This window comes from Pseudomonas sp. KCJK9000 (assembly GCF_046230725.1).
Lineage (GTDB): Bacteria > Pseudomonadota > Gammaproteobacteria > Pseudomonadales > Pseudomonadaceae > Aquipseudomonas > Aquipseudomonas promysalinigenes.
Window position 1 is genome coordinate 38,275 of record NZ_JBJJLN010000019.1, and the last position, 24,562, is coordinate 62,836.

The 24,562-nt window shown below is 61.6% G+C and carries 21 protein-coding genes; 11 read left to right on the top strand and 10 right to left on the bottom strand.

The window, feature by feature from the left end; translation table 11 throughout:
* Positions 1–64 precede the first annotated feature (64 nt).
* The 3 genes from ACK59H_RS10925 to mfd are packed head-to-tail and all read right to left on the bottom strand — an operon-like array spanning position 65 to position 7,409.
* Positions 65–3,373: an SNF2-related protein gene (locus ACK59H_RS10925; RefSeq protein WP_409264439.1), complete on the bottom strand. Its 3,309-nt coding sequence runs from the start codon at positions 3,371–3,373 to the stop codon at positions 65–67.
* A 4-nt stretch (positions 3,374–3,377) separates the two neighbouring features.
* A complete protein-coding gene (locus tag ACK59H_RS10930; protein WP_060476661.1) occupies positions 3,378–3,950 on the bottom strand; it encodes a CsiV family protein in 573 nt (190 codons plus the stop codon).
* 9 nt (positions 3,951–3,959) lie between these two features.
* Complete coding sequence (gene mfd, locus ACK59H_RS10935) at positions 3,960–7,409, bottom strand: transcription-repair coupling factor (RefSeq protein WP_207869597.1); 3,450 nt, start codon at positions 7,407–7,409, stop codon at positions 3,960–3,962.
* 168 nt (positions 7,410–7,577) lie between these two features.
* Here mfd and ACK59H_RS10940 point away from each other — a divergent pair, with 168 nt between their 5' ends.
* From ACK59H_RS10940 to sthA, 3 genes are all read left to right on the top strand, one after another.
* The gene (locus ACK59H_RS10940; protein ID WP_060476662.1) at positions 7,578–9,041 is read left to right on the top strand and encodes a glyceraldehyde-3-phosphate dehydrogenase; all 1,464 of its coding nucleotides are present in this window, start codon (positions 7,578–7,580) and stop codon (positions 9,039–9,041) included.
* Between the two features lie 179 nt (positions 9,042–9,220).
* Positions 9,221–10,207 carry an FAD:protein FMN transferase gene (locus ACK59H_RS10945; protein ID WP_409264452.1) on the top strand — a complete coding sequence of 329 codons (987 nt, stop codon included), beginning with the start codon at positions 9,221–9,223 and terminating at the stop codon, positions 10,205–10,207.
* Positions 10,208–10,409: 202 nt separating this feature from the next.
* Positions 10,410–11,804: a Si-specific NAD(P)(+) transhydrogenase gene (sthA, locus tag ACK59H_RS10950; protein ID WP_060476663.1), complete on the top strand. Its 1,395-nt coding sequence runs from the start codon at positions 10,410–10,412 to the stop codon at positions 11,802–11,804.
* 48 nt (positions 11,805–11,852) lie between these two features.
* Here the strand turns inward: sthA and ACK59H_RS10955 are convergent, their stop codons facing one another.
* Positions 11,853–12,569 carry a glycerophosphodiester phosphodiesterase family protein gene (locus ACK59H_RS10955; protein WP_060476664.1) on the bottom strand — a complete coding sequence of 239 codons (717 nt, stop codon included), beginning with the start codon at positions 12,567–12,569 and terminating at the stop codon, positions 11,853–11,855.
* Positions 12,570–12,601: 32 nt separating this feature from the next.
* Positions 12,602–13,186, bottom strand: coding sequence for a PilZ domain-containing protein (locus ACK59H_RS10960; protein ID WP_409264440.1), 585 nt, complete (start codon positions 13,184–13,186; stop codon positions 12,602–12,604).
* Between the two features lie 93 nt (positions 13,187–13,279).
* Between ACK59H_RS10960 and ACK59H_RS10965 the strand changes: the two genes are divergently transcribed.
* The 3 genes from ACK59H_RS10965 to ACK59H_RS10975 are packed head-to-tail and all read left to right on the top strand — an operon-like array spanning position 13,280 to position 16,522.
* Positions 13,280–14,530: a lipoprotein-releasing ABC transporter permease subunit gene (locus tag ACK59H_RS10965; RefSeq protein WP_409264441.1), complete on the top strand. Its 1,251-nt coding sequence runs from the start codon at positions 13,280–13,282 to the stop codon at positions 14,528–14,530.
* 7 nt (positions 14,531–14,537) lie between these two features.
* Positions 14,538–15,221: a lipoprotein-releasing ABC transporter ATP-binding protein LolD gene (gene lolD / locus ACK59H_RS10970; protein ID WP_186476741.1), complete on the top strand. Its 684-nt coding sequence runs from the start codon at positions 14,538–14,540 to the stop codon at positions 15,219–15,221.
* Between the two features lie 59 nt (positions 15,222–15,280).
* The gene (locus tag ACK59H_RS10975) at positions 15,281–16,522 is read left to right on the top strand and encodes a lipoprotein-releasing ABC transporter permease subunit (protein WP_186476742.1); all 1,242 of its coding nucleotides are present in this window, start codon (positions 15,281–15,283) and stop codon (positions 16,520–16,522) included.
* 33 nt (positions 16,523–16,555) lie between these two features.
* Here the strand turns inward: ACK59H_RS10975 and ACK59H_RS10980 are convergent, their stop codons facing one another.
* Both ACK59H_RS10980 and ACK59H_RS10985 read right to left on the bottom strand, forming a co-directional pair.
* Positions 16,556–17,902: a heavy metal sensor histidine kinase gene (locus tag ACK59H_RS10980; RefSeq protein ID WP_409264453.1), complete on the bottom strand. Its 1,347-nt coding sequence runs from the start codon at positions 17,900–17,902 to the stop codon at positions 16,556–16,558.
* The gene (locus ACK59H_RS10985) at positions 17,899–18,579 is read right to left on the bottom strand and encodes a heavy metal response regulator transcription factor (RefSeq protein ID WP_261745154.1); all 681 of its coding nucleotides are present in this window, start codon (positions 18,577–18,579) and stop codon (positions 17,899–17,901) included. The genes ACK59H_RS10980 and ACK59H_RS10985 overlap by 4 nt, the downstream gene beginning before the upstream one ends.
* 238 nt (positions 18,580–18,817) lie before the next feature.
* On the opposite strand from ACK59H_RS10985, the gene ACK59H_RS10990 reads away from it, so the two are divergent.
* Both ACK59H_RS10990 and queF read left to right on the top strand, forming a co-directional pair.
* Positions 18,818–19,342: a plastocyanin/azurin family copper-binding protein gene (locus tag ACK59H_RS10990; protein WP_060476671.1), complete on the top strand. Its 525-nt coding sequence runs from the start codon at positions 18,818–18,820 to the stop codon at positions 19,340–19,342.
* 68 nt (positions 19,343–19,410) lie between these two features.
* Positions 19,411–20,241, top strand: a complete 831-nt coding sequence (gene queF, locus ACK59H_RS10995; protein ID WP_409264442.1) for an NADPH-dependent 7-cyano-7-deazaguanine reductase QueF — start codon at positions 19,411–19,413, stop codon at positions 20,239–20,241.
* Positions 20,242–20,275: 34 nt separating this feature from the next.
* Here the strand turns inward: queF and ACK59H_RS11000 are convergent, their stop codons facing one another.
* Positions 20,276–20,539, bottom strand: a complete 264-nt coding sequence (locus ACK59H_RS11000) for a DUF4404 family protein (protein WP_060476673.1) — start codon at positions 20,537–20,539, stop codon at positions 20,276–20,278.
* Positions 20,540–20,662: 123 nt separating this feature from the next.
* On the bottom strand, positions 20,663–21,226 hold the full coding sequence (locus tag ACK59H_RS11005) for a hypothetical protein (RefSeq protein ID WP_060476674.1): 564 nt from the start codon (positions 21,224–21,226) through the stop codon (positions 20,663–20,665).
* A gap of 187 nt (positions 21,227–21,413) precedes the next feature.
* Between ACK59H_RS11005 and ACK59H_RS11010 the strand changes: the two genes are divergently transcribed.
* Complete coding sequence (locus ACK59H_RS11010) at positions 21,414–22,121, top strand: VacJ family lipoprotein (protein WP_409264443.1); 708 nt, start codon at positions 21,414–21,416, stop codon at positions 22,119–22,121.
* A 51-nt stretch (positions 22,122–22,172) separates the two neighbouring features.
* Here ACK59H_RS11010 and ACK59H_RS11015 read toward each other — a convergent pair whose 3' ends face one another.
* Positions 22,173–22,472 carry a PilZ domain-containing protein gene (locus tag ACK59H_RS11015; protein WP_060476676.1) on the bottom strand — a complete coding sequence of 100 codons (300 nt, stop codon included), beginning with the start codon at positions 22,470–22,472 and terminating at the stop codon, positions 22,173–22,175.
* 270 nt (positions 22,473–22,742) lie between these two features.
* Between ACK59H_RS11015 and rssB the strand changes: the two genes are divergently transcribed.
* Together rssB and rssC are read left to right on the top strand one after the other, a co-directional pair.
* On the top strand, positions 22,743–23,927 hold the full coding sequence (gene rssB, locus ACK59H_RS11020; RefSeq protein ID WP_288441118.1) for a two-component system response regulator RssB: 1,185 nt from the start codon (positions 22,743–22,745) through the stop codon (positions 23,925–23,927).
* Positions 23,924–24,406, top strand: coding sequence for an anti-sigma factor antagonist RssC (gene rssC / locus ACK59H_RS11025; protein WP_060476677.1), 483 nt, complete (start codon positions 23,924–23,926; stop codon positions 24,404–24,406). Before rssB ends, rssC begins: the two co-directional genes overlap by 4 nt.
* Positions 24,407–24,562 lie beyond the last annotated feature (156 nt).

Genomic DNA, 24,562 nt, shown 5'->3' on the forward strand with positions numbered 1-24,562 from the left:
GATGCTCAAAGCTGGCCTGCCCTAGCGGGGTCATCTGCCTAGGTCGGCAGGCGTTGTAGCGGGCCTAGCGGCCCCGCTTGCCGGGCAGGGGGGCAAAAAGTGCCTCGATTTCTTCATCGCCCAGACGCCAATGCCCCGCCTGGCCACCATCGAGCAGGCTCGCCGCTAGTGCGGCCTTTTCTTGCTGCAGCGCCTGGATCTTTTCTTCCACCGTGCCTCGGGTAATCAGCTTGAAGACGAACACCGGCTTGTCCTGACCGATACGGTAGGCGCGGTCAGTCGCCTGGTTCTCGCTGGCTGGGTTCCACCACGGGTCGAAGTGGATCACGGTGTCGGCCCTGGTAAGGTTCAGCCCCACTCCACCGGCCTTGAGGCTGATCAGGAACACCTCGCTTTCACCTTGCTGGAACTGCTGCACTGGAGTACGCCGGTCGCGGGTTTCGCCGGTAAGCAAGCTATAGCGGATTTTGCGCTTATCGAGTTCTTGCTCGATAAGCGCCAGCATGGAGGTGAACTGTGAGAACAGCAGCACCCGACGGCCCTCACTCAGAAGCTCATCGAGCATCTCCAGTAGCGCACCAAGTTTACCCTTGTCGGCTTGGTTGCCCTTGGTCTCGACACCTTTGACCAGCCGCAGGTCGCAGCATACCTGGCGCAGTTTGAGCAGAGCATCGAGGATCACGATCTGGCTGCGCGATGCGCCATTGCGCGCGATTTCGTCGCGGACTTTTTTGTCCATGGCAACGCGCACCGCTTCGTAAGTGTCGCGCTGGGCATCACTGAGATCGACCCAGTGCACCATCTCGGTCTTGGCTGGCAGCTCGGTGGCCACTTGCTCCTTGGTACGGCGCAGCAGGAAAGGCCGCACTCGGTTGGCCAAGTGCGCCAGGCGTTCGGTGTCGGCGTGGCGTTCGATTGGGTTACGGTAATCCTGGTTGAAGCGCTTCACGTCGCCCAGCCAGCCAGGCATCAGGAAGTTGAAGATCGACCACAGTTCGCCCAGGTTGTTTTCCATTGGTGTGCCGGTCAGGCACAAGCGCTGGTTGGCCTGCAGTTCACACACGGCCTGGGCGGCCTTGCTGGTACTGCTCTTGATGTTCTGCGCCTCGTCCAGCACGAGCACATGCCAGGCTTGCGCGCGCAGTTGCTCAAGGTCCCGAGGAACCAAGGCGTAGGTCGTCAATATCAGGTCGTACTCCTGCAGCTTGGCGAAATGCTTACTGCGGCCGGGGCCGTGCAGGGCTAGCACGCGAAGGTTTGGAGCAAAGCGCTTGGCTTCGTCCAGCCAGTTAGGCACCAGGCTGGTAGGCATCACCGCCAGTGCCGGGGCGTTCAAGCGCCCAGACTGTTTTTCCAGCAGCAGGTGGGCCAGAGTCTGCAGGGTCTTGCCCAGCCCCATGTCATCGCCAAGGATGCCGCCGGTGCCCATTTCACGTAGCGCCTGAAGCCAGTTCAGACCTTGCTGCTGGTAAGGGCGCAGGTTGGCCTTGAGCCCGCTCGGCACTTCGACCTGCAGGTCGCGGGCATCACGAAGGCGCCGACCGAGATCGCGTACGTGGGCGCCGCCCTCCCAGTGCAGGGGCAGGTGATCGATGTCGTTCAGGCGTGCGGCATCGGCACGGTCCAGGCGTAGGGTTGGGCCGACCGCGTCCTCGTGGAGATAAAGCTCACCCAAGGTGCCCATGACTGCCTTGATGCGGCCGTAGGGCAGCGCGACGCGTAACGCTGGGCTGTCCAGGCGCCCGCGGTTGAGGTCGATCAGCAGGTGTTCGTCGTCGCTGCGCCGCGCCAGCTCGCTAGGGCGCAACAGCTCAGGATTGTTTCGCAGCAATTGCAGCACGATCGGCAATAGGCTGTGGCGCTGGCCTTCGACCACGATCCCCAGCTCCAGGTCGAACCATTCGTGGCCAGGCGCTTCGTCGATACTGGCGTACCAGTCGTCCACCTCCTGCAGGTTGAAGGCGAAGTCCCGGTGTATATCGATCTCCCAGCCCGCCTCGCGTAGGCGTGGCAAACCATCGCGGGCGAAGCGCAGCCAGGCTTCGTCGTCGGGCAGTTGCAACATTTCACCCGCGCTGTCGGGTAAGGCCTTGCTCTGGCGGGTGGCAGGCTTGAAGCCAAGGTCACGCAGCACCTTGCGTATGGCCTGCTCGGCCTGGGGCTGGCGGCGGATGCGCTGGCTGGTGGCCGCGACCAGTCGAGCCAGTGGCTTGTCATCGTGGCCGGTGGCGCGCAACCCATCGTAGTCGAATGTCAGTGCGGCGCGGTGTTGCATCTGCCGTTGCATGCGGCCGGTCTTGGGCATGTAGGCGCTGAATTCCAGGCTGCCCAGCGTCAGGTGGGGCCGGGGTTGCAGGTCGTCGACCCATTGTTCGCTCAGTGTGGTCGGGGTGGGCAGTTGGTGGTTCAAGGCATTGAGCTTGTGGCTGAGTGGCACGACGAGGTGTTCCGGGATATCGGGAGCGATGGTCAGTTGCAGAGCGGTGTGCGGATCGAGATTGTGTTCGAGCCTGCCAACTTCGCCGTTGATGATGTCGAGGTAGTACAGCGGCACAAGCGCAATCACGCAGTTGAGCGGGGTTTCGCCGTGATACCAGACCCCTCGATAGTAACCATTTTCCAAGCGCACCCAGCGAAATTCAGCCGCCAGGGTGGTGCCTTCGCGCAGCAGTGGCATGTTATCGAGGCAGAGCAGCCGTTCGGTATCCAGCATGCGCTGGAACAGCTCGCCGCCCTCCTGGCCCTTGAGCGAGTAACCCCGCTCTTGGTTGCCATTCTGGTTGAGCGCCGAAAGCAAGCGCAGAATGCGCAGGTCTTCGCCCTTCACGAAACTTGGAGGGTTGTAAAGCAATTCGTAAAGTGACTGCACACGGCTAAAGCGCAGGCCTTGTTCTTCGCGTATGCCTTTACGCACCCGCACGGCGCAACCCGGCTCTTCGCTCAAGACGAGCTGGTAGCAGACCATGCGCCCGCGCTTGTCGGGTGCATCTCCAGACGCCTGGTTTGGGGGCTCGAGGCTGTTGAGCCAGTGCTGCAAATTGGCAGGCAGTGCGTTATCGTCATGCCGGGCTATGGCGTCAGACTCGCTTAGAACCAACAGCGCCGCCGCGCAATGCTTGCAGTTTTGCCCCACCGGGCAGCTGCATTGGCTACGTACATGACAACGCCCAGCAATAGCGGTGAGGGTGATTTTCTGGCGGTAACGGCTATTCCCGCTGCCGCTGCAGCTGGCCTCGATGAGCGGGCCACTGCATTGTTCGATTTTGACGCGGCCCTCCTGGGCGTAGCGCGCGCCGCGTTGCAGTACCGCTTCGGAGAACGACTGGACCCAGTTCGGATACTCGTGCAGCAATTGCAGAGCGGCGCGGCTCATGAGGTCACTGCTCCATCATCTCCGGATCCATCGCGGGCATTTTCGGCGTACCCGGCGGCGTGATTTTCAGCAGCAGCGCCAGGTGGCCGCCATCAAGGAAGGTCAGCTGACCGCCTTTGATGGTGCTGTTGCTCTGCTTGAATTGCTCGCTCTGCAGCACATTGCCGTTACTGTCGAGTTGGTTGACCCAGAGGTTAGCAGCCACGGCAATGAAGCGCCCTTGGGTGATGGTCAGGTTGCCTTCGATGGGGAAGTGCCCGAACTGCTCTGCACCGTCGCCCAGGGCAACGCGGCTTGGTTCGCTGCCCACTGCTTGCTGCCAAGCCTTGTGCAGCAGCACGGTATAGTCGGCAGTGGCTTGCAGGCGAGTGGCTTCGTCCTTGAGCGCAGGTGGGCGTTCGGCGTCCTTGGCCAGGCGTGGGGCGCCTGCGCTCCAATCCTCCGGGGCGAAGGGGCTGGTGAAGGCAGGCACGTTGTTCTGCCGCACCAGCATCATTTCTACCTGATACATCCCTTCGGCGAAGGCCCCTGGCGCGAACAGCGCCAGCAGCAGGGTCAGGCAACGGATGGCACGCATGGATCTTCCTTATGCAGGCTGTGGAGTCAGGCGCTCGAACAGCGCCTCCAGGGTGTTGAAGCGTTCGTCTGGGCGTTCCATCGGGACCAGGAAGCGGAACTGCGTGGCGCCTTCGAACTTGTAACGTTTGGGCTGGCTCTGGATCAGCTTGATCAGGGTCAGTGGGTCGACCGGGGTCTCGGCCTCGAACTCGATCTTGCCGCCGTTGGGGCCTGCGTCGACCTTCTTGATGCCTAGCGCTTCTGCCTGCAGCTTCAGCTGAGTCAGGCGCATCAAGTTCTTGGTCGGCTCAGGCAGCAGGCCGAAGCGGTCGATCATTTCTACCTGCAGATCCTTCAGGCCTTCCTCGTCGGCCGCCGAAGCGATGCGCTTGTAGAGGATCAGCCGCGCGTGCACATCAGGCAGGTAGTCTTCGGGAATCAGCGCCGGCAGGCGCAGATTGATCTCCGGCCCACCGCCCAGGGGTTGTTCGAGGTTGGGCTGGGTGCCCTTGCGGATGGCCTTGACCGCGCGCTCGAGCATTTCCATGTAGAGGGTGAAACCGACGGCCTGGATCTGCCCACTCTGACCTTCGCCGAGCAGCTCGCCAGCACCACGAATCTCCAGGTCGTTGGTCGCCAGCACGAAGCCTGCGCCCAGGTCCTGGGTGTTGGCGATGGCCTCCAGGCGCTTTTCGGCGTCGGCGCTGATCTTCTGCCGCTGTGGGGTGAGCAGGTAGGCGTAGGCCTGGTGGTGGCTGCGACCGACCCGGCCGCGCAACTGGTGCAACTGGGCCAGGCCAAATTTGTCGGCGCGCTCGATGACGATCGTGTTGGCGCTGGGCACGTCGATGCCGGTTTCGATGATGGTCGAGGCGATCAGCACGTTGAAGCGCTTGTGGTAGAAATCGCTCATAACCTGTTCCAGTTCGCGCTCGCGCATCTGCCCGTGGCCGACGCCGATTCGCGCCTCTGGCACCAGTTCGGCCAGGTCGGCGGCGCATTTTTCGATGGTTTTCACATCGTTGTGCAGGTAATACACCTGGCCACCGCGCAGCAACTCACGCAGCAGGGCTTCCTTGACCGTGCTCTTGTTCTGTTCCATGACGAAGGTGCGCACCGACAGCCGCCGTGCTGGTGGCGTGGCGATGATCGACAGGTCGCGCATGCCTGCCACTGCCATGTTCAGCGTGCGCGGAATGGGCGTAGCGGTCAGGGTAAGAATGTCCACTTCGCTGCGCAGGGCCTTGAGCTGCTCTTTCTGGCGCACGCCAAAGCGGTGTTCCTCATCGATGATCGCAAGGCCCAGGTCCTTGAAGCGCACATCATCCTGCAGCAGCTTGTGGGTGCCGATCAGGATGTCGATCTTGCCTTCGGCAAGGTCCGCGGCGGCTGCAGCCACTTCTTTGGCCGACTTGAAGCGGCTCATCACTTCGACCTTCACCGGCCATTCGGCGAAGCGGTCACGGAAGCTGTTGTAGTGCTGTTGGGCGAGCAGGGTGGTCGGCACCAGTACCGCCACTTGGCGACCACTGTGTACTGCGATGAAAGCAGCGCGCATGGCCACTTCGGTCTTGCCGAAACCGACGTCGCCGCACACCAGCCGATCCATCGGCTTGGGCGCCAGCATATCGGCCCGCACCGCCTCGATGGCCGCTTGCTGGTCGGGGGTCTCCTCGAACGGGAAACCTGCGCTGAAGGTGGCGTAGTCGGCGGCTGGGTCGGCGAAGGCGTAACCCTTGCGCGCGGCGCGGCGGGCGTAGATGTCGAGCAACTCGGCGGCCACGTCGCGCACCTGTTCGGCGGCCTTGCGCTTGGCTTTCTGCCAGGCCTCGGAACCCAATCGGTGCAGCGGCGCCAGGGCATCATCGCTGCCGGTGTAGCGGGCGATAAGATGCAAGTTGGCCACTGGCACATACAGCTTGGCGCCCTCGGCATACTCCAGGGTGAGGAACTCGGCGGCCTGGCCGTCGATTTCCAGCGTAGCCAGGCCCAGGTAGCGGCCCACACCGTGGTCGATGTGCACCACCGGCGCGCCTTCACGCAGTTCTGTGAGGTTCTTGATGACCGCGTCGTTGGCCGCCTCGCCGCGTTTTTCACGGCGCCGGCGCTGCATGACGCGTTGGCCGAACAGTGGGCTTTCGGCTACCAGGGCAATGGCCGGGTCGTCCAGCACCAGCCCATCGTCCAGTGGCGCAATGGTGATCGCCAGGCGCTCGCTGCCGGTGATGAAGTCGGTCCAGCTGTCGACCGACTGCGGGCGTACCTTGAGGCGTTCAAGCAGTTCCAGCAGCACTTCGCGCCGGCCTGCCGACTCAGCGGTAAACAGCACGCGGCCGCTGAACTGGTCGAGAAACGCTGCCAGCGCCGCCAGCGGCTGGTTGGCCTTGGCCTCGATGGCCAGGTTGGGCAAGGCCCGCGCCGGGAAGCGTTCGCGCCCGGCACCCGGTTCGATGTCGTCGCCACTGACCACCACCCGCGGCCACTGCTTGAGTTGGGCGAAACAGTCTTCCACGGGCAGGAACAGCTCGGCCGGTGGCAGCAATGGGCGAGTCAGGTCGCCTCGACGCTCTTCATAGCGCCCGCGCACATCGTTCCAGAAGTGCTCGGCGGCCTGTTCCACACCCGGCAGCGAGAACACTTGAGTGTCGGTGGGCAGATAGTCGAACAGGGTCGAGGTTTCTTCGAAGAACAGCGGAAGGTAGTACTCGATGCCGGCCGGGATGATGCCGCTGGCCAGGTCCTGGAAAATCGCGCTGCGGCGAAAGTCCACATCGAAGCGCTCGCGAAAACGCGCCTTGAAGCGGGTGACCTCTTCTTTCTGCATCGGGAACTCGCGCGCCGGCAGCAGGCGGATCGAGTCGACCTTGTCGATCGAACGTTGAGTCTCCGGATCGAAGGTGCGCAGGGTTTCGATCTCGTCATCGAACAGGTCGATGCGATAAGGCAGCTTGCTGCCCATCGGGAACAGGTCGATCAGCGCCCCGCGCACGGCGAACTCACCGTGCTCGTAGACCGTATCCACGCAGCGGTAGCCTGTGGCCTCCAGCCGCGTGCGCATCTGCTCGACGTCGATGGTCTGGCCAACATCCAGCACCAGGCTGCTGCCCAGCAGGAAGCGGGTCGGCGCCAAGCGGTGCAGGGCAGTGGTGATCGGCACTACCAGGATGCCGTGGCTCAGTTCCGGCAGCCGGTACAGGCTGGCGATGCGCTGGGAAATGATGTCCTGGTGCGGCGAGAAAAGGTCGTAAGGCAGGGTTTCCCAGTCGGGAAACGGCAAAACCGGCAGGTCCGGGGCGAAGAAGCGTAGCTCCTGCTCCAGCCTGTCGGCCGCCTGGCTGTCGGCGGTCAGTAGCAGGGTGAAACGGCCAGCGCTGCTGGCGGCTTCGGCGATGGCCAGGCTAAGGGCGGCCCCGGGCAGGTTGCCCCAGGTTTGTTTGCCGGCCGTGGCCGACATTTGCGGTAGGCGCAGAACTGACACGGGAGATCGCACTCCAAGCGTTGCGGCAAAGAGGTCGATTGTACCGGTGGCGGTGGCGGCTGTCAGGCTCCGTAGGCCATCAACAGCCGGCTTTGCCATCGGCGACAGGCGCTCATTGCCGGTTACGCGCTGGGGCGTCATAATGTAGCCCCTTTTTTCTGTCCCTACATGTGGAAGGTTCCCGTGACTCAGAAGCCCGACCAGTGTCTTGGTGAGTGGATCGATCGTGAAGCGCTCGCTGAAGCGATGATCCCGCTTATCGGTCAGCTCTACCGCAACAACAACGTGGTGAGCTCGATCTATGGCCGCAGCCTGATCAACCGTTCGGTTATCTCGATCCTCAAAGCCCACCGCTTTGCGCGTCACCGTCAAACCGACGAGACCGAACTGTCCGTACACGAGACATTCCCCCTGCTCAAGGCCATGAGCGAGCTGAAACTGGGCGCCGCTTCGGTCGACCTGGGCAAGCTGGCCAACAAGTTCAAGCAGGAAGGCAACGGCCGCACTGCCGAGCAGTTCGTCCGTGAAGAACTGGCCGAGGTGGTGGGCCAGCAGAACGCTTCGGCCCGCAAAGGTACCGACGTCGTGCTGTACGGTTTTGGCCGCATCGGCCGCCTGCTGGCGCGCATCCTGATCGAGAAGACCGGTGGTGGCGACGGTCTGCGTCTGCGCGCAATCGTGGTGCGCAAAGGCGCCGAGAACGACCTGGTCAAGCGGGCGAGCCTGCTGCGCCGTGACTCGGTACATGGCCCGTTCGATGGCACCATCACCATCGACGAAGCCAACAACACCATCACTGCCAACGGCAACCTGATCCAGATCATCTACGCCAAGAGCCCGAGCGAAGTCGACTACACCCAGTACGGCATCGAAAACGCGCTGATCGTCGACAACACCGGCGTGTGGCGTGATGCAGACGGCCTCGGCCAACACCTGGCCTGCCCGGGTGCTGCCCGCGTGATCCTCACCGCACCTGGCAAGGGCGCGCTGAAGAACATCGTGCACGGCATCAACCATGGCGATATCACGGCCGATGACAAGATCATCTCGGCTGCGTCCTGCACCACGAACGCCATCGTTCCGGTGCTCAAGGCCATCAACGATCAGTACGGCATCGTCAACGGCCACGTCGAAACCGTTCACTCGTTCACCAACGACCAGAACCTGATCGACAACTTCCACAAAGGTAGCCGTCGTGGCCGCGCCGCGCCGCTGAACATGGTCATCACCGAAACCGGCGCCGCCACTGCCGCCGCCAAGGCGCTGCCTGTGCTCAAGGGCAAGCTGACCGGCAACGCCATTCGTGTGCCGACGCCGAACGTTTCGATGGCCATTCTCAACCTGAACCTCGAGAAGCCGACCACCCGCGACGAGATCAACGAGTACCTGCGCCAGACCGCCATGCACTCTGAGCTGCACAAGCAGATCGACTACGTCAGCTCCCAGGAAGTGGTTTCGACCGACTTCGTCGGTTCCCGCCACGCGGGCGTCGTCGATGCCGAGGCGACCATTGCCAATGACAATCGCGTTGTTCTGTACGTTTGGTACGACAACGAGTTCGGTTACAGCTGCCAGGTCGTGCGTGTGATGGAAGACATGTCGGGTGTGAACCCGCCAGCGTTTCCACGCTGATCCGCTTGTAAGGGCGTGAAAAAACGGGAACCTTCGGGTTCCCGTTTTTTTTGCTCGGCATTTTATTCCCTGTTCCGGCCGGTTCCCCAGGATCTCCATCAAGCCAGGGCTGTCAGTGATGTGTGTGCAAGCAGGATTGCCCACGCTTAGGCCAGTACAGGCAATAGAGAGCCCGAATGTTGCGCACCCTTTCACTGTTGATCTTGATGCTTCTGACCGCCTGCAATCAGGGGCCGACCGTGGAGCGCCTCAGCGGCCCGACCATGGGCAGTAGCTATAGCGTCCAGTACGTGCGTGAGCCTGGTGGCCCGGCGCCGATCCAGGTTCAGAGTGCCGTCGAAACCCTTCTTGAGCAGGTCGATCAGCACTATTCGACCTATCGCAGCGACTCCACGGTCAGCCGTTTCAACCAGTTGCCTGGCCGGCAATGCATGGCCTTGCCGGCCGACATGCTCGAGCTGGTCGGCTTCGGCCAGCACTTGGCCAAAATCAGTGACGGAGCCTTCGACCTCACTGTCGCGCCACTGCTCGAGCTATGGGGGTTCGGCCCTCGCGCCCACCATGAGCAGGTGCCTGACCCACAAGCCAGCGCCCAGGCCCAGCAGCGCATTGGCTATCGCCACCTGCGCGAAGAAGGCCAGGCATTGTGCAAGGACGCCCCTGTGCAGCTGGACTTCAACGCTATTGCCGCAGGCCTAGCGGTTGATTTGATCGCCGAACGCCTGGGGGCAATGGGGATAAACAGTTTCGTCGCCCAGGTCACCGGCGAGCTGAAAGCGGTAGGGCGCAAGCCCGACGGTAAGCGCTGGCGCGTCGTACTGGAACCGCCCGGCGAAGACCGCCAGATCATCTCGGTCGATGGCCTGGGAGTTTCGACCTCGGGTGACTATCGCCACTATTTCCAGCAGAATGGCCGGCGCTATTCGCATACCTTCGACGCCAGGCTGGGGCGCCCGGTCGAGCATGACCTTGCGTCGGTCACGGTGCTCGCTGCCTCGGCGCTCGTGGCCGATGGTTATTCGACCTTGCTGTTGGTCCTGGGGCCCGAGCGTGGTTGGCGTTTTGCCTTGGCCCAGGATCTGGCTGCGGTTTTGGTGACTCGGGCCGAGGGTGGTTTCGTCTCCCGTGCGACGCCTGCATTCGAGCGGGCGGTGAAAGGCGATTGAAAGCGTTGGCAGGGATGATCGGCGCCACGGATCGGTGAATGACATGTAGTGCAGGCAAAATTGGCCTACGACGCGACCAAGGGTTAATGTGCGCGGCGTTCACGCTTGATTAGACTGCACCCGAATTTTCTCATGACGCCCCGGCGGCATGATCGAGTCCCGCGGGTAACCATAGCCCCGGGCCAGTTCTGAAGGAGTACGCATGGCTGTCTACAACTACGACGTAGTGGTGCTGGGTTCCGGCCCGGCCGGTGAAGGCGCGGCAATGAACGCCGCCAAAGCGGGGCGCAAGGTGGCAATGGTCGATAGCCGCCGTCAGGTCGGCGGCAACTGCACCCACCTGGGCACCATCCCGTCCAAAGCACTGCGTCACTCGGTGCGGCAGATCATGCAGTTCAACACCAACCCGATGTTCCGTGCCATCGGCGAGCCGCGCTGGTTCTCCTTCCCTGACGTGCTTAAAAGTGCCGAAAAGGTCATCGCCAAGCAGGTCGCCTCGCGCACCGGCTATTACGCCCGTAACCGCGTCGATGTGTTCGTAGGCACCGGCAGCTTCGCTGACGAGCAGACCGTGGAAGTGGTCTGCCCCAATGGCGTGGTCGAGAAGCTCAACGCCAAGCACATCATCATCGCCACCGGCTCGCGGCCCTATCGCCCGGCCGACATCGATTTCCACCACCCGCGTGTCTATGACAGCGATACCATCCTCAGCCTCAGCCACACCCCGCGCAAGCTGATCGTATACGGCGCCGGTGTGATCGGGTGCGAATATGCCTCGATCTTCAGTGGCCTGGGCGTGCTGGTGGAGCTTGTCGACAACCGTGGGCAGTTGCTGAGCTTCCTGGACTCGGAAATCTCCCAGGCGCTGAGTTACCACTTCAGCAACAACAACATCACGGTGCGCCACAACGAGGACTACGAGCGAGTCGAAGGCTTGGACAACGGTGTGATCCTGCACCTGAAGTCGGGCAAGAAGATCAAGGCCGACGCCTTGCTGTGGTGCAACGGTCGCACCGGCAACACCGACAAGCTGGGCCTGGAAAACATCGGTATCAAGGTCAACAGCCGTGGCCAGATCGAGGTTGACGAGGCTTACCGCACCAGCGTGCCGAACGTTTACGGCGCCGGTGACGTGATCGGCTGGCCGAGCCTGGCCAGTGCCGCCCATGACCAGGGCCGCTCGGCTGCCGGCAGTATCGTCGACAACGGCAGCTGGCGCTTCGTCAATGACGTGCCAACCGGGATCTACACCATCCCGGAGATCAGCTCGATCGGCAAGAACGAGCAGGAGCTGACCCAGGCCAAGGTGCCGTACGAAGTGGGCAAGGCCTTCTTCAAGAGCATGGCGCGCGCGCAGATTGCCGGTGAGCCACAGGGCATGCTGAAGATCCTGTTCCACCGCGAAACCCTGGAGATCCTCGGCGTGCACTGCTTCGGTTACCAGGCTTCGGAAATCGTTCACATCGGCCAGGCGGTCATGAGCCAGCCGGGCGAGCAGAACAACCTGAAGTATTTCGTCAACACCACGTTCAACTACCCGACCATGGCCGAAGCCTATCGGGTAGCTGCCTACGACGGCCTGAACCGGCTTTTTTGAGCGGCTCCGGCCGGTGGCCTGAGCCGGTCGGGGAGACCGATTTCAGCCCTACCCGAGGGTGGTCTTGGCCAAACCGGGAAAGTCTGTAATCAGGCTGTCCACGCCAAAATCAGCGAGCCGGCGCATCAGTGCCGGTTCGTTGACCGTCCACACCGAGACATGCAAGCCCTGGTTCTGGGCCTTGAGCAGCCGCTCAGGGGTGCACAGCGTCCAGTTCAGCGCCAGCAGCTCACAGCCGTAGTTCTGCGCAACCTTCAGCGGGTCTAGCCAGGCATATTCGGCTACCAGCCCGCGCTTCACATCCGGTACCAGTTCCTGGGCCGCGCCCAGCACTTCCCTCGAACTCGAAGTGATGGTCACTTTGTCCAGCAGACCATGCTTGACCGCCAGCTCGCGAATCGCCAGCACGGTGGTGGCGGCGCGAGTGCGCGAGGCACTCTTGACCTCCAGTTGCCAGTGCTCGAATGGGCACTTGTGGAACAGCTCTTCGAGTGTCGGGATAGGGCAGGGCTGAACGTGCCCGGGCCCGCCCTTGCGCGCATCGATCTTGATCAGTTCGGCGGCCGGGTGCTCGACCACTTTGCCGCGCCGCCCCGTGGTACGTTTCAGGGTAGGGTCGTGGATGACCATCAGCTCGTTGTCGGCCGACAGGTGCAAATCCAGTTCGCAGCGGTTGACGCCGTGGGACAGGCACTGCTGAAAGCTTTTGAGGGTATTTTCAGGGGCTTCGCCCTTGGCGCCGCGATGGCCGTAGATCAGGGTCACGTTCGTTCCTTCAAATCAGGGGTAAATAGGGCTCAGGAGGCGGGGCCATCTTGTTCCAGTTGCTGGCGCCGTTGCTGCTGTTGGCGCTGCAGGATGTAGCGTGCCAGCAGTTGCCGTTGGGCATCGGTCATGTCGATGAATTCGGTGCCGACTTCAAAATTGCCGTCGGGGCGCAGGTCGCAGTGGGTGACTTTGCCGCGCAGCAGCAAGCCGTGGGCGCGCGGCATCAGTACCATCTTCACCTTCACGCGGGTGCCGGGGGCGATCTGCCTAGCTTGCGCGAACTCGATGCCGCCTTCGGAAACAATCACTTTCTGTGGCTGGCCGATTTCGCCGAGCAGGGTTTGCGCTACTACTGCGCTTAGCAGGTCCAAGCGCTTGTTCTGAGCCCGCAGGAAAGCAGCCAGGGTGCGGTCCTTGTCGCTCAGCTGGCGCAACAGGTGCTGGGACTCGAAGTCGGACAGGTGCAATTCGCTGAGCAGGTTGAACAGTGGCGAATCATCCTGCAACAGTTCTGCCTCAAGGGCTTCGGCCGCGCTCAGGGGGCTGATTTCCAGTGCGATCCGATCTTCGATGCGGTAGTATTCGCGGCGATCTTCTTCGTCTAATGTCGTCATGGCGAACCCATGGTTGCGGCGGTGGTCCGAGTGTAAAGCCGCCGTAGGCGCCTCGCCACAAGGACGTTCCCTTTCATCCGAACAAGCCCCGACATGTTCAGACCTCTTTTCGCATTCATCGGTACGCGTTATACCCGTGCCAAGCGCCGTAACCATTTCGTCTCGTTCATATCCCTGACCTCGATGATCGGCCTCGCCCTGGGCGTGGTGGTGATGATCGTGGTGCTCTCGGTCATGAATGGCTTCGACCACGAGATGCGTACCCGCGTGCTGGGCATGATTCCCCATGCGACGCTAGAGAGTGGCCAGCCGATCAACGACTGGCCCGCTCTTGCTCAACAAGTAAAGCAGAATCCGCAGGTGCTGGCGGTTGCGCCGTATACGCAGATGCAGGGCCTGCTGACCCATGCCGGCAAGGTCCAGAAGGTATTGCTCAACGGCATCGACCCGGCGCGCGAGCGCCAGGTGTCGATCATCGACGACTTCGTTCTGCAAGGTGGCCTCGACAAGCTGGCACCGGGCGAATGGGGCATCATGATCGGTGACAAGGCCGCGGCCAAACTGGGCGTGGCCATCGGTGACAAGCTCACCTTCGTCGCCCCCGAGGTCAGCGTGACCCCAGCCGGCATGTTCCCCCGCATGAAGCGGTTTACCGTGGTGGGTACCTTTCATGTGGGTGCCGGCGAAATCGACGGTTATCTGGGCCTGACCAACATCACCGACCTGTCACGGCTGCACCGCTGGAAGCCTGACCAGGTCCAGGGCCTGCGCCTGAAGTTCGACGACCTGTTCCAGGCGCCGCGTGTGGCCTGGAGCATCGCCCAGCAGCTGGGCGAAGAGCAATACTACAGCCGCGACTGGACGCGTACCCACGGCAATCTGTATCAGGCCATCCGCATGGAAAAGGCCATGATCGGCCTGCTGTTGCTGCTGATCGTCGCGGTGGCTGCGTTCAACATCATTTCCACCCTGGTGATGGTAGTCAACGATAAGCGCGGTGATATCGCCATCCTCCGTACGCTGGGCGCCACGCCTGGGCAGATCATGCTGATCTTCATGGTCCAGGGCACGGTGATCGGGGTGATTGGTACGCTGATCGGCGCGGTGGTCGGGATTGTCGCGGCGTTGAACGTGAGTGCGGCGATCGCTGGCATCGAGAAGCTGATCGGGCACAAATTCCTCAACGCCGATGTGTATTTCATCGATTACCTGCCGTCGCAGATCCAGGCCCAGGACGTGTACATGGTCTGTGGTGCGGCGCTGGTCCTGAGTTTCTTCGCCACCCTGTACCCGGCCTGGCGTGCGGCCCGCACCCAGCCTGCAGAGGCGCTACGTTATGAGTGAGTCGCGCATGAGTGATAAAGCCGTTCTGAGTTGCCGCAACCTGGGCAAGTCTTACGACGAGGGGCCGGAGTCGGTGCAGGTGCTGGCTGGGCTCAATCTTGAGCTACATGCCGGTGAGCGCGTGGCCATCGTCGGTAGTTCTGGCTCCGGCAAGAGTACCTTGCTCAACCTGCTGGGCGGCCTTGACCGGCCGACCCAGGGCAGTGTCTGGTTGGCGGGTGAGGAGTTGTCGGCGCTCGGCGAACGTGCCCGCGGTTTGCTGCGTAACCGCGAACTGGGCTTCGTTTACCAGTTCCATCACCTGCTGCCGGAGTTCACCGCCATGGAGAACGTGTGCATGCCGCTGCTGATTGGCCGTACCGCTATCCCAGAGGCACGCGAACGTGCCGAGGCGCTGCTCAAACGAGTCGGTTTGGGCCATCGCCTGCATCACAAGCCGGCCGAGCTGTCCGGTGGCGAGCGCCAGCGCGTTGCGATTGCTCGGGCGCTGGTCAATCGTCCGGGCCTGGTGATGCTCGACGAGCCGACCGGCAACCTCGACCATCACACGGCCCAGGGTATTCAGGAGTTGATGCAGGAGTTGTCCAGTGCGTCGCGTACCGCGTTCCTGGTGGTTACCCACGACCTCAATCTGGCGCGCCAGATGGATCGCGTATTGAAACTGGCCGACGGCCACCTGGTGGCGATCTGATGCAGTGCTCGGGGTGGCTTGGCTGCCCCGTTTCCCCGTTTTGATTGGGTGTTTCCTACATGTTCAGACCCTTGCCCATCTTCATCGGCGCGCGCTACACACGGGCCAAGCGCCGCAATCATTTCATCTCGTTCATTTCCATGACCTCGATGATCGGCCTGTCGCTGGGCGTGCTGGCCATGATCGTGGTGCTGTCGGTGATGAACGGCTTCCAGCGTGAAATGAGCTCGCGCATTCTCGGCCTTGTGCCCCACGCGGCGATACTTGGTGTCAAGCCGCTGGATGACTGGCGCACGGTGGCCGACGCTGCGTTGCGTAACCCTGCAGTGATGGCCGCAGCGCCAATCACCGAGATGGAGGGCATGCTCTCGTACAAAGGTGCGATGCAGCCGATCCAGGTCAGCGGTATCGACCCGGCCGAGGAGGGCAAGGTCTCCATCGTCGGCCAGCACATCGTTCAGGGCCGCCTGCAGGATCTGCAGCCGGGTGAGTACGGGGTGGTGATCGGCGAACTGACCGCCCGGCGCTTTCGCCTGAACACGGGTGACAAGCTCACCCTGATCGTTCCGGAAATCAGCAATGAACCGGGTGGCATCACGCCGCGTATGCAGCGCCTGACAGTGGTAGGGATCTTCAAGGTCGGTGCCGAGCTGGACGGCTCACAGGCCTACATGCACGTGGCCGATGCTGGCCAAATGCAGCGCTGGGCGCCTGGCCAGGTTCAGGGTGTGCGCCTGAAACTGCATGACCTGTACGCCGCGCCCCAGGTGTCCAAGGCCATCGCTGCCGGTTTGGGCGATGGCTACCGCGCCGACGACTGGTCGCATACCCAAGGCAGCCTGTTCAGCGCCATGAAGATGGAAAAAACCATGATTGGTCTGTTGCTGCTGATGATCATCGCGGTGGCCGCGTTCAACATCATCGCCACTTTGGTAATGGTGGTGAACGACAAGGGGCCGGATATCGCTATCCTGCGTACCCTTGGCGCCACACCGGCGCAGATCATGGGCACGTTCATGGTCCAGGGCAGCCTGATCGGGATCGTCGGCACCTTGATCGGTGGCGTGCTAGGTGTGATCGCCGCGCTTAATGTCAGCCAGATCGTTGGCTGGCTGGAACGGGTGAGTGGGCAGCACATTTTCACCTCGGATGTGTATTTCATCAGTAGCCTGCCGTCCGAACTGCAAGGTGGGGATGTTCTGATGATCTGCGCTGCGGGGCTGGTGATGAGCTTCCTGGCGACGATCTACCCGGCGTATCGGGCGTCGCAGGTTCAGCCGGCGATTGGCCTGGCGGTTTGATGCTCGCCCAGGGGCTGTGCTGCAGCCCCTGATTCAAAAGGCTTCGGGCAGTTCGATATCAAAGCGCGTCCAGCCATCCTCGCAGTGCGCACGAATGCTGCCTCCGTGTGCCTGCACGATGGACCGAGTAATTGCCAAGCCTAGCCCTGCATGTTCGCTGTTGCCTTCGCGTCGCGCCGGGTCCGCCCTGTAGAAACGATCAAAAAGGCGCGGTAGTTCGGCAGGGGCAATGGCGCCACCGGTATTGGCTACGCATAGTTGCACCCCCGCTGCCAAGGTCACCCGTATCTGGCCACCCGGTGGGGTGAAGCGCAACGCGTTGTCCAGCAAGTTGGAGAGGGCGCGACGCAGCATGTAGCGGTCGCCCTGCAACATCGCTTCGCCCTCCCTAAGTAGTTGCACGGCGTGGTCTTCAGCCAGCGGTGCGTAGTACTCCAGCAAAGCATCCACCTCCTGATGCAAGGCCAGCGCCATCCGCCCAGGCATCAGCAGGCCGTGATCGGCTTTGGCAAGAAACAACATGTCGTTGATCATCTGCGCCATCCACTGCAGTTCCTCAAGGTTGCCATGCAGCGCCTCTCGGTATTGCTCAAGGGTGCGCGGACGGGTGAGTGTGACCTGGGTGTGGGTCAGCAGATTGGACAGCGGCGTGCGCAGCTCATGGGCGATGTCGGCAGAGAACGCCGACAGGCGCTGGAACGCGTCGTCCAGGCGTTGCAGCATGCCGTTCACCGTCGTGGCCAGTTCTGCCAGTTCCTCAGGCATCTGCGCCACCGGCAGGCGCGTGGTGAGCGAGCGCGCTGATACACCGGCAGCCACCTGGCCCATCTGGCGCAAGGGGCGCAGGCCGCTGCGCGCAGCCCAGGCGCCGAGCAGCGCCGTGACCAGCGCGGACAGCCCAACGGTGAGCCATATCAGGCGCTGCATACCTTGCAGGAAGTGCTGGTGGTGGGTGATATCAAGAAACAGGGTCAGCTGCGCTGGCACTTGCTGGTCGGCCGGCACGGCCAGGCGTCGGTAAGACACGCCGTCAGCATGCAGGGTCGACAGTGCGGGCACGGCCGTCGTGGCTGGTAAGCCGCTGCGGCTGCTGAACCAGTTGCTACCATCGGCGCCGTCGATGCGTAGTGCCAGATCAGCCTGATGGCTGAGTTCGTTGCGCAGGGCGGGCAAACGGTTTTGCAGTTGAGCAGTGGTGCTGACCCCGGTGAGCTGGCTACGGAATAAAGACAAACGCGACTCGAGCAGTTGTTTATCCAGCTCAACGAAATGCTGGGCACTGGCATGGCTGAACAGCAGGCCCGCCCCCAGTGAAACGCAAGCGGTGCAGGCGGCAAATAACAGTGCCGTGCGCGTGCTCAGGGCAAGCCTACGCATTATTCAGGACGCTCTTCGAGCACGTAGCCCATGCCCCTTATGGTGTGGATCAACTTGTTCTGATGCGGGTCGTCGATCTTCAAGCGCAAGCGACGCATTGCCACTTCGATGACGTTGGTATCGCTGTCGAAGTTCATGTCCCATACCTGCGAGGCAATCAGTGATTTGGGGAGCACCTCGCCTTGGCGGCGCAGCAGCAGTTCAAGTAGGGCGAACTCCTTGGCGGTCAGGTCGATGCGCATGCCGGCTCGGTCGGCGCGGCGGCGGATGAGGTCCAGGCGCAGGTCGGCCAGGGTTAGGGTGGTGTCCAGGCTTGGGCTGTTGCCACGGCGCAGCAGGCTGCGCACCCGAGCCAGCAACTCGGAGAAGGCGAATGGCTTGACCAAGTAATCATCGGCCCCTAGTTCAAGGCCGTGAACCCGGTCCTCGACTGCGTCGCGGGCGGTCAAAAACAGTACCGGGGTAGCCAGCCCGGCTGTGCGCACGGCTTGTAGAATCTGCCAGCCATTACGCCCAGGCAGCATCACGTCCAGAATCAGCAGGTCGTGGTCGCCGGTCAGCGCCAGGTATTGGCCAGTTTCACCGTCGGTGGCAAGCTCGGTGGCAAAGCCGGCTTCGTTCAGGCCCTGGCTCAGATACTGGCCGGTGCGGGCCTGGTCTTCGACGATCAGCAGTTTCATGCTCAATCCACAATCAGAAGGTTGACGCCGAGCCCCTTTGGAGCGGCTTGGCCGCGGATGCTTCAGTGCTTACGACAGCGTAAGCGGATAAACCTGCGCACGATGATGGGATGGGTGGAATGATACGTTACTCACTCGAGCTTCGCCCAAGCTGACAAAGTTGTAATCTTCCCGTCAGCCGAGCGCCAGTTGCACCACTCTAGAGTGGCCGCATCTTCTCGTGATCATTGGAGTCATCATGAAACAGCTGTTCATCGCCGCTGCCCTGGCTTCGGTCAGCCTGCCGAGCCTAGCGGGGGAGACCACCACGTTCGCCTTCGGCGAGCCGGCACCAGCTGCCAGTGCAACGCGCACCGTCGAAGTGGTGCTCAAGGACATCGCCTTCGAGCCAAAAAGCCTGGATGTGAAGGCGGGCGAAACCGTGCGTTTTGTACTGATCAACGAAGGCAGGCTGCCCCACGAGTTCAATCTGGGAGATAAGGCAATGCACGCCGAGCACCAGAAACAAATGCTCGCGATGCAGGGTCAGCTGTTCAATGGCGGCGTGCAGCAGGGTATGGACCACTCGCAGATGGCGCACGGCGCTGGCACGGCTATGGACCACGGCGCCCATGGTCACGCAGGCGGCAACACCGTGCTGGTAGCGCCAGGGCAGCGTGCAGAACTGACTTGGACCTTCCGCAAGGCTGCACCCATCGAGTTCGCCTGCAACGTGCCGGGGCATTATCAGGCGGGGATGGTTGGTGTGCTGAACATCGAGTAAGCCGGCCTGCAAGGTAGTGGGTAAAACCGGTAGACTAGGGGCAATTTCGAACCTTCAGGTCAGTTTCCATGCATCCCGCTGCCGAACATTCTCCGCTGGGTAAATCCAGCGAATACATCGCCACCTACACGCCTTCGTTGCTGTTCCCGATCCCGCGCACAGCCAAGTGGGCAGAGCTGGGTGTTACCGCCCAGACCCTGCCGTGGCACGGCGTGGACTATTGGAACTGCTTCGAGTTGTCCTGGCTGCTGCCTTCTGGCAAGCCTGTAGTGGCTATCGGTGAGTTTGCCATTCCTGCCGATTCGCCGAATATCATCGAGTCCAAATCGTTCAAGCTTTACCTCAACTCCTTGAACCAGACCGTGTTCGCTTCGCTGGCCGAGCTGCAGGCGTGCCTGGTGAAAGACCTGTCGGGCGCAGCTGGCAAGCCGGTGGCGGTGCAGGTGCGGACCTTGGATGAGGTGCAGGCTCAGGGTGTGGTTGCGCTGCCTGGGCAGTGCATCGATGAGCTGGATGTGACTATCGACAATTACGAGCATCCACAACCACAGCTGCTGCGTTGTGACCCACAGCGCATCGTCGAGCATACGGTGCACAGCCATCTACTCAAATCAAACTGCCCGGTGACCGGCCAGCCGGATTGGGGGAGCGTGGTGGTGGAGTACAAGGGCAGCGCACTGGACCATGCCAGCCTGCTGACCTACCTCATCAGCTTCCGCCAGCATGCCGATTTTCATGAACAATGCGTAGAACGAATCTACCTTGACCTTAAAAACCTGCTGCAGCCCGAGCATCTGACCGTTTACGCGCGTTATGTGCGCAGGGGCGGGCTGGACATCAACCCCTACCGCAGCACACGCCCGATCAGCCCGGCGAATGTACGGTTGGTAAGGCAGTGACACAGAGGGGGCTGCCAGGCAGCCCCCGATCATTTCAGATGCCCATGCTGTGCAACGAGTTGGCGATGCTGCGCAGCGTGGCGGTCAGGTCAGGGTGCTCGGCCTCGAAGCGTTCGATGGCCAGGTTCACCCCATCGACCACGTTGTTGTCCGGTGTAGCCTCTTCGAGTTTCAGCTGCGCTTCTATCTGCCTGGCTTCTTCGTGCAGGGCAGCCAGTTCTTCGTCAGAAAGCGGTATGTTGCGATCCAGTTGCTCGCGCAGGCTGTTCAGGCGCTCTTGCAATTCGCGGGCAGGCATTGGCTTTTCTCCATCAATGGCTTGGCAAGGCATGGACCTCAGCGAAGCGGCAAAGGTTCTCGCCTGTTTCCTAGCGTAATCCACTCGCTGACGCTTTGCATGATCCGCATCAAGGGTGCTGTATCAGGGTTTTTCGCCTTTGCTGCAGCGCATGGCGATGTCCGCAAGGCAGGTGTCCAGTTCTTCCAGGTGGTCGATCACTGAGTGCACCCCCAGGCTATACAGCGCCAAGGTGGCTCTGCCACGCGCCAGATCCTGCTCGTGCTGGGTCATAGCTTGCCACTGCACAGCGCCAACGCTGCACGCAGGGCTGCAGCCCGCCAGCCCCACTGTCCACAGGCCTGCGTTCAGGCCTGACTGCAGCAGTTTTGGCTCACCGCTGACCAGCACGCAGCCTTCGAGGCGTTCGCTGTTGATGCTCATCAGTGCCTGCCAGCAAGCGTTCGGTGCAGGCCATGGCGCCGCGTTGGCAGCGTGGCCCGTCAGCCAACGCGGCAACACACTGGCCAACCGCTCGCTCTGCAGGCTGCTCAGGTCGTCTAGCCAGATGCATGGCACCTGCGCATCACGCAGGCCAGCCAGCATCTGCAGGGCGCCAGGGGCGGGCAGGGGGCCGCTGGCGCTGGCCTGAACCAGGCAGCCGCGCAGGCCGAATAGTACAGCGGTGATGGCAGGTGCAGCGAGCATGGTAACGCTCCTGAAATAACCTGCAGGTTATTGCGCTATTGTTACCGGGCCGTGACGGCAACAGATGTTCACAAAATATTGAGCAAAAATGTGTAAAGCTGTTTATCAGCGAGCAAGGCTCTATACTGCCGCCTTACAGCAGCGCACCCGTTGCGCATGCGGCCGAGAAAATCGATGGAGAACATCTATGCGTAGGATCGGTGCCGGTGTGATCGAGCGTGTCACCCAGGCCTGTGTCTGCGCCAGCTTGCTGCTGGCGCCCGTTGCAGCCACTCACGCTGCTTCCGAGGAAGACCCTTGGGAAGCGGTGAACCGCCCCATCTTCCGTTTCAACGATACCATCGACACCTATGGCCTCAAGCCATTGGCCAAGGGTTATCAGTGGGTCACCCCGCAGTTTCTGCAGGATGGCATCCACAATATGTTCAACAACGTAGGCGACGTCAGCAACCTGGCCAACGATGTGCTGCAGTTCAAGCCCCATGCAGCGGGCGTGGACACGGCGCGGTTGATCGTCAATACCGTATTTGGCATTGGCGGCTTCTTCGATGTGGGCACCAAGATGGGCCTGCAGCGCAACGACGAAGACTTCGGCCAGACCCTGGGGCGCTGGGGTGTGCCCAGCGGCCCGTACGTGGTGATCCCGTTACTGGGGCCGAGCACCGTGCGTGACGGGCTGGCCAAGTACCCAGACAGCTATACCGAGCCCTACCGTTACATCAACGATGTGCCGGTGCGCAATTCGGTCTTCGCCCTCAATGTGGTCGACACCCGCGCCAGCCTGCTGTCGGCCGAGAAGCTGATGCAGGGTGACAAGTACATCTTCATTCGCAATGCCTACCTGCAGAACCGCGAGTTCAAGGTCAAGGACGGTGAAGTCGAAGATGACTTCTGATTGGTGAGCGATGATAAACGGCGGCCTGCGAGTCGCCGTTTTTGTAACAGTTCAATGCATCGCCAGGATGCGCAGGCCCAGTTTTTGCTGACCATCGGCCTGATCGGCGATCCAGACCACCTCGGTGCTGGCGTGCAGGCCCTTGAGTGCCGCGTGCTCGGAGTCGATACGGACCTCCAGTTGGTCGCCAACCCTGAAGTGCTGCGCCGCCTGCACCTGCATGCCGCTGCTGGAAAGGTCCAGGCACAGTGCGGCAATGACCTGCCCTTCGTGAAGAAGGCTGACCTCGGTATCGATCCGCATGCGGATGAAATCGCGTTTCTCGCTATGGCTGGAGGGCGTCTGGGGCATGCTGCATCCTTCCCAACAGGTTGTACGAATGTGCTTTCTTATAACTCTCGGTGATTTGCCCTGTAAAGAGCGGCCAACTCGACCGACGTACGCTTGAAACGCCTGACGGATGGGAGTACCGTCTGCGCCTGACACGGTATCTCGATTGGTTGCCTGGGCCCGGTTATTGGCCTACAACTCAAGTAGAGCGTTACCACAGAGTATTCCAGCAGTTGAGTGTCCGCTTTGCCGACACTGCTGCACCAACCCCAATCGGCGCCGTTCGCCCACATGCAGAAAATCAGTGCAACGCTGCTGATCATCGATGATGACGACGTGGTCCGTGCAAGCCTCGCCGCCTATCTGGAAGACAGCGGCTTCAGCGTCCTCCAGGCCGGGAATGGCCAGCAGGGGCTCCAGGTCTTCGAAGAACACCAGCCCGACCTCGTGATCTGCGATCTGCGCATGCCGCAGATGGGCGGGCTCGAACTGATCCGCCAGATCAGCGAGCGCGCCCCGCAATTGCCGGTGATCGTGGTGTCCGGTGCCGGCGTGATGAGTGACGCGGTCGAGGCCTTGCGCCTTGGCGCTGCCGATTACCTGATCAAACCGCTTGAAGACCTGGCAGTGCTCGAGCACTCGGTACGCCGTGCACTCGACCGTTCGCGGTTGGTGCTGGAGAACCAGCGTTACCGTGACAAGCTCGAGGCGGCCAATCGCGAACTGGAGGCCAGCCTGCACCTGCTGCAGGAAGACCAGACCGCTGGTCGCCAGGTGCAGATGAACATGCTCCCGGAGAGCCCCTGGACGCTCGGTGAGTTCACCTTCGAGCACCAGATCATCCCATCGTTGTACCTGTCTGGTGACTTCGTCGACTATTTTCGGGTGGACGAGCGGCGGATCGTCTTCTATTTGGCCGATGTATCCGGGCACGGAGCATCGTCGGCGTTCGTGACGGTGCTGCTGAAGTTCATGACCACTCGGCTGTTGTTCGAATTCAAGCGCAGCAGCAAGCTGCGTGAGTTCAAGCCGTCCGAGGTGCTCAGCCACATCAACCGTGGCCTGATCAACAGCAAGCTGGGCAAGCACGTAACCATGGTCGGTGGCGTGATCGATGAAGAAACCGGCCTACTGACCTACGCCGTGGGAGGCCACCTGCCGTTGCCGGTGTTGTATACCCCAGGCCAGGCGCGCTATCTGGAAGGCCGCGGGTTGCCGGTGGGGTTATTCGATGAAGCGAGCTACCAGGACCAGGTGATCGAACTGCCGTCGCAGTTCAGCCTGAGCCTTACGTCCGATGGCATCCTGGACCTTTTGCCAGGGCATACGCTCAAAGATAAAGAGGCGGCCTTGCCGGAGATCGTCAAGGCAGCGGGTGGTAGCCTGGATGGGCTGCGACAACGATTTGGATTGGCTACGCTTGGGGAGATGCCGGATGATATCGCCCTATTGGTGTTGAGCAGGAACCTTCAATGAGTACCGGTAGAATCCAGTTCGCCGAGCAGAGCGGTACCTTTGTACTGAAATTCGTCGGAGAAGTGCGCCTGACCCTGTGTTCGGCGCTGGATGCAACGATCGAGAAGATTTTCACTGCACTGAATTTCTCGACCATTGTCATCGACCTGACTGAAACCGAAAGTATCGACAGCACCACCTTGGGCCTGCTGGCCAAGCTGTCGATCCTGTCGCGGCAGAAGGTTGGCCTGTTGCCGACGGTGGTTACCACCAACCCGGATATTTCACGCCTGCTGCAGTCTATGGGCTTCGATCAAGTGTTCAATATCGTCGACCGCCCCATGCCCCGCCCTGAGTGCCTGACCGATCTGCCATCACAGGATCAGAACGAAGACGTGGTGCGTTCCAAAGTCCTTGAGGCGCACAAGATTCTGATGGGGCTCAACGACTCCAATCGCGAAGCTTTTCATGATTTGGTGAACGCCCTCGAGCGCACTTGAGATAGGGCCTGCCAGGTCGTGTTCGCGGTTAACGCCGCTGCCCAAGGCATCTGTGCGAACCGCTCCCACGGGTCAGCGCCAGTCTTCAAGAGTGGGTCTACCCGCGATAACGCCGTCGAGGCCTGCACAAGTCCCCAGCCCTATGGCGCAAATAAA

What these genes read in the sequence shown, in the direction of transcription:
- sthA (WP_060476663.1), top strand. Translation starts at nt 10,410, where the DNA reads ATGGCTGTCTACAACTACGACGTAGTGGTGCTGGGTTCCGGCCCGGCC.
- ACK59H_RS10960 (WP_409264440.1), bottom strand. Translation starts at nt 13,186, where the DNA reads ATGACGACATTAGACGAAGAAGATCGCCGCGAATACTACCGCATCGAA.
- ACK59H_RS10985 (WP_261745154.1), bottom strand. Translation starts at nt 18,579, where the DNA reads ATGAAACTGCTGATCGTCGAAGACCAGGCCCGCACCGGCCAGTATCTG.
- ACK59H_RS10990 (WP_060476671.1), top strand. Translation starts at nt 18,818, where the DNA reads ATGAAACAGCTGTTCATCGCCGCTGCCCTGGCTTCGGTCAGCCTGCCG.
- lolD (WP_186476741.1), top strand. Translation starts at nt 14,538, where the DNA reads ATGAGTGATAAAGCCGTTCTGAGTTGCCGCAACCTGGGCAAGTCTTAC.
- ACK59H_RS10975 (WP_186476742.1), top strand. Translation starts at nt 15,281, where the DNA reads ATGTTCAGACCCTTGCCCATCTTCATCGGCGCGCGCTACACACGGGCC.
- ACK59H_RS11010 (WP_409264443.1), top strand. Translation starts at nt 21,414, where the DNA reads ATGCGTAGGATCGGTGCCGGTGTGATCGAGCGTGTCACCCAGGCCTGT.
- ACK59H_RS10940 (WP_060476662.1), top strand. Translation starts at nt 7,578, where the DNA reads ATGTGGAAGGTTCCCGTGACTCAGAAGCCCGACCAGTGTCTTGGTGAG.
- queF (WP_409264442.1), top strand. Translation starts at nt 19,411, where the DNA reads ATGCATCCCGCTGCCGAACATTCTCCGCTGGGTAAATCCAGCGAATAC.
- ACK59H_RS11015 (WP_060476676.1), bottom strand. Translation starts at nt 22,472, where the DNA reads ATGCCCCAGACGCCCTCCAGCCATAGCGAGAAACGCGATTTCATCCGC.
- rssC (WP_060476677.1), top strand. Translation starts at nt 23,924, where the DNA reads ATGAGTACCGGTAGAATCCAGTTCGCCGAGCAGAGCGGTACCTTTGTA.
- ACK59H_RS10930 (WP_060476661.1), bottom strand. Translation starts at nt 3,950, where the DNA reads ATGCGTGCCATCCGTTGCCTGACCCTGCTGCTGGCGCTGTTCGCGCCA.
- ACK59H_RS11000 (WP_060476673.1), bottom strand. Translation starts at nt 20,539, where the DNA reads ATGCCTGCCCGCGAATTGCAAGAGCGCCTGAACAGCCTGCGCGAGCAA.
- rssB (WP_288441118.1), top strand. Translation starts at nt 22,743, where the DNA reads ATGCAGAAAATCAGTGCAACGCTGCTGATCATCGATGATGACGACGTG.
- ACK59H_RS10925 (WP_409264439.1), bottom strand. Translation starts at nt 3,373, where the DNA reads ATGAGCCGCGCCGCTCTGCAATTGCTGCACGAGTATCCGAACTGGGTC.
- ACK59H_RS11005 (WP_060476674.1), bottom strand. Translation starts at nt 21,226, where the DNA reads ATGCTCGCTGCACCTGCCATCACCGCTGTACTATTCGGCCTGCGCGGC.
- ACK59H_RS10965 (WP_409264441.1), top strand. Translation starts at nt 13,280, where the DNA reads ATGTTCAGACCTCTTTTCGCATTCATCGGTACGCGTTATACCCGTGCC.